This window comes from Methylobacterium sp. B1 (assembly GCF_000333255.1).
Lineage (GTDB): Bacteria > Pseudomonadota > Alphaproteobacteria > Rhizobiales > Beijerinckiaceae > Methylobacterium > Methylobacterium fujisawaense.
Genome location: NZ_BACT01000553.1, coordinates 1 through 5,188, shown reverse-complemented (window position 1 = coordinate 5,188; position 5,188 = coordinate 1). Strand labels below are relative to the sequence as shown.

The following is a 5,188-nucleotide window of genomic DNA, read 5'->3' as shown; positions in this document are numbered from 1 at the left end:
TGATGCGGAGGCGCTGGAGAAAGGCGGCTCCAGCCCTCCGATCTGGCGGCCGTGGGCATCACCAACCAGCGCGAGACCACGCTGATCTGGGACCGGACGACCGGCAAGCCCCTGCACAATGCCCTGGTCTGGCAGGACACCCGCAACGACCGGCTGGTGGGCGAGTTTGCCCGCGACGGCGGCCGCGACCGGTTCCGGGATCTCACCGGCCTGCCGCTGGCGAGCTATTTCTCCGGACTCAAACTCCGCTGGCTCCTCGACCACGTCGCGGGGGCCCGGGAGAAGGCCGAAGCCGGCGACGTGCTGTTCGGCAACATCGACACCTGGCTCGTCTGGAACCTGACCGGCGGGACGGAGGGCGGCCTTCACGTCACCGACGTGACCAATGCCAGCCGCACGCAGCTCATGTCGCTCAAGACCCTCGACTGGGACGACGGCATGCTTGAGACCTTCGGCATCCCGCGGGCGATGCTGCCGAAGATCGTCTCGTCGAGCGAGGTCTACGGGGAGACCAAGGCGCCCTTCGCCGGCGTGCCGATCGCCGGCATCCTGGGCGACCAGCAGGCGGCGCTGTTCGGCCAGACCTGCTTCGCGCCGGGCGAGGCCAAGAACACCTACGGCACCGGCTGCTTCGCGCTGATGAACACCGGCACCGAGCCGGTCCCGTCGAAGGCCGGCCTCGTCACCACGCTGGCCTACCGCCTCGACGGGCAGAAGCCGGCCTACGCCCTCGAAGGCTCGATCGCCATCACGGGTGCCCTGGTGCAGTGGCTGCGCGACAACCTGCACATGATCAAGGATTCCGCCGAGGTCGAGACGCTCGCCACGACGGTCGAGGACAATGGCGGCGTCTACTTCGTGCCGGCCTTCTCGGGGCTCTACGCCCCGCACTGGAACGAGGGCGCCCGCGGCCTGATCATCGGGCTCACCCGCTACGTCAACCGGGGCCACATCGCCCGCTCGGTGCTGGAAGCGACCGCCTTCCAGACCCGCGAGGTGCTGCAGGCCATGGCCAAGGATTCCGGCATCCCGGTGAAGGAGCTGCGGGCCGATGGCGGCATGGTCGCCAACAACACGCTCATGCAGTTCCAGTCCGACCTGCTCGACGTGCCGGTCGTGCGCCCGAAAGTGGCCGAGACCACCGCGCTCGGCGCCGCCTACGCGGCGGGCCTCGCGGTCGGCTACTGGAAGGGGCTCGACGATCTCAAGCGCAACTGGGGCGTCGACAAGCGCTGGACGCCGAAGATGGATGCCGGCCAGCGCGAGAAGATCGCCGCGGCCTGGGGCCGGGCGGTGCAGCGTTCCTTCGACTGGAAGACCGACGAGGATTGACGAACGGCTCTCGGGCCCGTGCGCGGGCTCGGGGTCCGTCGTGATCCGATCCCGCCCGCCGCGACCTCATCCTGAGGTGGGGCGCAGCCGCCTCGAAGGAGGCCTCCACAGATCGCGCGGCCGGCTGGAGGCTCTTTCCAGGCGGCCGCTCCGCGCCCGCATCTCAGGATGCGGGTGAAGACCGGAAACGGTCGGACATTCGGTGACCGCCTTCGGCGGCCACACGCTCGCACAAGCTTTTAACTCTTACAAAAAAGCAGCGAACGGGGGAGACAAGACTATGACATCACCATTCCTGGGCGAATTCCTGGGTACGATGACCTTGATCGTGCTCGGCGACGGCGTGGTCGCGGGCGCCCTGCTCAAGCACTCCAAGGGCGAGAATGCCGGCTGGATCGCCATCACGGCGGGTTGGGCCTTCGCGGTCCTCGCCGGGGTCTTCGTGGCCAACGCCACCGGCAGCGCCGACGCCCACATCAACCCCGCGGTCACGGTGGCGGGCGCCGTCAGTTCCGGCGATTTCAGCAAGCTTGCCACCTACATTCCCGCCCAGATGCTCGGCGCCTTCGTGGGCGCCGTGATCGTCTGGCTCCACTATCTGCCGCATTGGGGCGCGACCCAGGATACCGGCCTCAAGCTCGCCTGCTTCTGCACCGGTCCGGCGATCCGCGACGCCAAGGCCAACTGGCTCTCCGAGATCATCGCGACCTTCTTCCTGATCCTGACGATCTCCGCCCTCGTGACCACCACGCTGGGTTCCGCGGGGGCGATCCCGCGGGGCGTCGCACCCTACATGGTCGGCATGCTGGTCTGGGGTATCGGCCTGTCGCTCGGCGGCACCACCGGCTACGCCATCAACCCGGCCCGCGACCTCGGGCCGCGCATCGCCCACGCGGTCCTGCCCATCGCCGGCAAGGGCTCCTCCGACTGGGGCTACGCGCTGATTCCCGTGGCCGGCCCCGTGGTCGGGGCCGTGCTGGCCGGGCTGTTCGTACGCCTGCTCGGGATCTGACGGAAATCCCGCACCCTCAACCGCCGCGGGGCGGCCCGGCGTCGCGGCGGTTTGCGGCGCGACGCCTTGGGCCTTAAGTCAGGGCGATCCCGACCGCGCCCACGGGCGCCTCCCCGCGGTGTGGCAGCCCCCGACCCATGGCCGTCGTCCTCGACATCCTGAAGAACGATCCGCGCACCGCGCGCCTGCGCCATCCCGAGAAGGCGCACCGGCCCGACCAGCCCGTCCAGGCCAAGAAGCCGGACTGGATCCGCGTGAAGGCGCCCGGCTCCAAGGCCTGGACCGAGACCCAGAAGATCGTGCGCGAGCACGGCCTCGTCACGGTCTGCGAGGAGGCCGGCTGCCCCAATATCGGCGAGTGCTGGGAGAAGCGGCACGCCACCTTCATGATCATGGGCGACACCTGCACGCGGGCCTGCGCCTTCTGCAACGTCCGCACCGGGCTGCCCGACGCCCTCGACGCCGCGGAGCCCGAGAAGATCGCCGATTCGGTGGCGAAGCTCGGCCTGCACCACGTGGTGATCACCTCGGTGGACCGGGACGACCTGAAGGACGGCGGCGCCGAGCACTTCGCCCGCACCATCGCGGCGATCCGCCGGGCGAGCCCCGGCACGACCGTCGAGATCCTGACCCCCGACTTCCTGCGCAAGGACGGGGCTCTGGAGGTCGTCGTCGCCGCCAAGCCCGACGTGTTCAACCACAACCTCGAGACGGTCCCGGCCAAGTACCTGACGGTGCGGCCCGGCGCCCGCTACTTCCACTCGGTGCGCCTGCTCCAGCGGGTGAAGGAGCTCGACCCGACGATCTTCACCAAGTCCGGCATCATGGTCGGGCTCGGCGAGGAGCGGAACGAGGTGCTCCAGCTGATGGACGACCTGCGCTCGGCCGACGTCGACTTCCTGACCATCGGCCAGTATCTGCAGCCGTCGAAGAAGCACCACGAGGTCGTGCGCTTCGTGCCGCCCGACGAATTCAAGGCCTACGAGACCACCGCTTACGCCAAGGGCTTCCTGCTGGTCTCGGCCACACCGCTCACCCGCTCGTCGCACCATGCCGGCGAGGACTTTTCGCGCCTTCAGGCGGCCCGCCTCGCGAAACTGTCGCCCGCGCTCTCGGCCTGAGGAAATCCCAACACCATGCCGTCCTTCCGGGTCACCCGCGCGGTGAAGCACACGCCGCAGCAGATGTACGACCTCGTCGCCGACGTGGAGCGCTATCCCGAGTTCCTGCCGCTCTGCGAATCCCTGCGGATCATCCGCCGCCAGGACATGCCCGACGGCGGCCAAGTGCTGATCGCCGAGATGGGCGTGGGCTACAAGGCGATCCGCGAGCGCTTCACCACCCGGGTCACCCTCGATCCCGCGAACCTCAAGATCGTGGCCGAGTATATCGACGGTCCGTTCCGGCATCTGGAAAACCGCTGGCTCTTCAAGGATGCGCCGAACGGGGGGTGCAACGTCGACTTCTTCATCACCTACGAGTTCAAGAGCCGCACCCTGGGGCTCCTCATGGGCACCATGTTCGACCGGGCCTTCCGCAAGTTCACCGACGCCTTCGAGGGGCGCGCCAACCGGATGTACGGCGCCGGAGCATAGGCCGCACCGTCAACGCGCTGCGAAGCCCGCAGGGCCGGCCCTGAATGGCTCCGCCGCGTTCGGGGAAGGGGCGTCAGGCGCGCAGCGGCGCACGCACGTGCTCGGGCCGCACGCCCATGCCGATCATCCGCGCCGGCAGGACCTGCAGTCGCGGCAGGGCATCGAGGAGGCGCAGCGCCAGGGGCGCCCGGAACGGCGCATCGGCCGCGAGGGACGCGGCGATCACCCGGGACTGGATCATCCGCTGGAGCGCCTGGGTCGCCCGGACCGGGAACATCCGCCGGGCCTGGACCCGGGCGAGATCGGCCTCCGAGAGCCGGCCGGCCCGCAGGGGCTCTACCAGGAGGTTGGCCGCCGCCACCGCATCCTGGATCGCCAGGTTGATCCCGACGCCGCCCACGGGCGACATCGCGTGCGCGGCATCGCCGATACAGAGCAGCCCGGGTCGGTACCAGCGGTCGAGCCGGTCGACGGTGACGGTCAGGAGCTTGACGTCGTCCCAATCGGCGATGGCCGCGGTGCGGTCGGCCAGGAACGGCGCGATCGCCGCCACCGCCGCGCGGAAGGCCGGCAGGCCCTTCGCGCGGAGCTCCGCGTCGCCGCCCTTCGGCACCACGTAGGCGCATTGCCATAGGTCGCCCCGGTCGAGGGTGATCAGGATCCGCCCCGGACCGAACCGTCCGGCCGCCGCCTCCGGGTCGCCTTCCCGGCGCGGCAGGCGGAACCACAGCACGTCGATCGGCGCCCCGAAGGCCCGGGGCGTAAAGCCCGCCCGCGCGCGCATCCGCGAGTGACGGCCATCCGCACAGAGCACGAGATCGGACCGGATCTCCACCGGCCTATCCGGCCCATCGGCCCGCACGCCCGCGATCCGACCACCCGCCTCGATGAGATCGCGGGCCTCGGTCCGGCGGAGCAGCCGGAACCCCGAATACTGGGCCGCCGCGCCGGCCAGAAAATCCAAAAAGTCCCATTGCGGCATGAAGGACAGGAAGCGGTTCCGGGTCGGCAGCCGGCTGAAATCGGCGACCCGGTAGCTGCGTCCGTCGACGACGCCCGAAAAAGTCTCGACGCGCCGCTGGGGGAGGGCGCGGAAGCGCTCCGTGAAGCCCAGCTCGTCCATCAGGTCGAGGGTTGAGGGGTGGATCGTGTCGCCGCGGAAGTCGCGCAGGAAATCCGCGTGCTTCTCCAGGACGGTCACGTCGATCCCGGCGCGGGCGAGAGCAGTCCGGCCATCATCCCGGCCGGG

General features: G+C 69.8%; 3 protein-coding genes and 2 pseudogenes. 4 read left to right on the top strand and 1 reads right to left on the bottom strand.

Annotated elements, in window-relative coordinates; all coding sequences use genetic code 11:
- Positions 1–27 precede the first annotated feature (27 nt).
- The 4 genes and pseudogenes from glpK to I53_RS16285 all read left to right on the top strand — a co-directional run.
- A pseudogene (gene glpK, locus I53_RS16300) lies at positions 28–1,332 on the top strand (glycerol kinase GlpK); the annotation flags it as partial.
- Between the two features lie 280 nt (positions 1,333–1,612).
- Positions 1,613–2,344 (top strand): MIP/aquaporin family protein, encoded by a 732-nt coding sequence (locus I53_RS16295; RefSeq protein ID WP_043352530.1) that lies wholly within the window; start codon positions 1,613–1,615, stop codon positions 2,342–2,344.
- A gap of 137 nt (positions 2,345–2,481) precedes the next feature.
- The gene (gene lipA, locus I53_RS16290; protein ID WP_043352529.1) at positions 2,482–3,465 is read left to right on the top strand and encodes a lipoyl synthase; all 984 of its coding nucleotides are present in this window, start codon (positions 2,482–2,484) and stop codon (positions 3,463–3,465) included.
- Positions 3,466–3,480: 15 nt separating this feature from the next.
- Positions 3,481–3,939, top strand: a complete 459-nt coding sequence (locus I53_RS16285; protein WP_043352527.1) for a type II toxin-antitoxin system RatA family toxin — start codon at positions 3,481–3,483, stop codon at positions 3,937–3,939.
- Positions 3,940–4,012: 73 nt separating this feature from the next.
- On the opposite strand, the pseudogene I53_RS16280 reads toward I53_RS16285, so the two are convergent.
- A pseudogene (locus I53_RS16280) lies at positions 4,013–5,188 on the bottom strand (FAD-dependent oxidoreductase); the annotation flags it as partial.

Excerpts from the sequence above, each read along its gene's own strand:
- I53_RS16295 (WP_043352530.1), top strand. The coding sequence starts at position 1,613 with ATGACATCACCATTCCTGGGCGAATTCCTGGGTACGATGACCTTGATC.
- lipA (WP_043352529.1), top strand. The coding sequence starts at position 2,482 with ATGGCCGTCGTCCTCGACATCCTGAAGAACGATCCGCGCACCGCGCGC.
- I53_RS16285 (WP_043352527.1), top strand. The coding sequence starts at position 3,481 with ATGCCGTCCTTCCGGGTCACCCGCGCGGTGAAGCACACGCCGCAGCAG.